Annotated in this window: 1 protein-coding gene and 1 pseudogene; both read right to left on the bottom strand. The window is 74.4% G+C overall.

Translation table 11 applies throughout. The annotated features are described in order from the left end of the window. A partial coding sequence (gene nirD / locus G7A99_RS23065) for a nitrite reductase small subunit NirD (protein WP_163144381.1) occupies positions 1-290 on the bottom strand: 290 nt, incomplete at its 3' end. A 28-nt stretch (positions 291-318) separates the two neighbouring features. Further along, positions 319-699: pseudogene (locus G7A99_RS23060) on the bottom strand (nitrite reductase large subunit); the annotation flags it as partial.

The raw sequence follows: 699 nt of genomic DNA, 5'->3' as shown, positions 1-699 counted from the left end.
ACCGGGTAGCGGGGCGTGCTGCCCTCGTCCGGCGCCCGGGCCCGGCCGGTGGCGAGCTCGATGCACCAGTCGTGCAGTGGGCAGTAGACCGCCGCGCCGGAGACGATGCCCTGGGACAGCGGTCCGCCCTGGTGCGGGCAGTGGTCGGCGACGGCGAAGACGGCGTCGTCGGCGGTGCGGAACACCGCCACCGGCCCGTCGGGCGTCTCCACCGTTCGGGCCCCGCGGCGGGGGATGGCGTCGAGGGGGCCGATCGCGACCCACTCGCCGGTATCGACGGCTGCTGACATGTTCGTGTCTCCTCTGTGGTGCGGGCGTTCAGCCCGTCGCCCGGAGGGCGCGGAATTCCGGGTCCGGGGCGCTGGCGTCGGAGCGGGGCGCCCACGGGTCCACCTGGGTGTGCCGCTGGGACTCCAGGAAGCGCTCGTGGGCCCGGCGCCGGCCGTCGGCGTCGTCGACGACCCGCGAACGGACGTAGTCGAGGCCCACGCGGTCGATCCAGTGGGCGGTCCGCTCCAGGTAGTGCGCCTCCTCGCGGTAGATCTGCAGGAAGGCCGCGGCGTGCTCGAGCACCGCCTCGTGGCCGGTGACCCGGCAGAGGACCTCGGCGGCGCGCAGCCTGGTGCCGCCGTTGCCGCCGACCACCAGCTCCCAGCCGCTGTCGTTGGCGATCACGCCGAAGTCCTTGATGGTGGACTC

Source organism: Arhodomonas sp. KWT (assembly GCF_010993615.1).
This window is presented reverse-complemented; position numbering and strand designations above follow the sequence as displayed.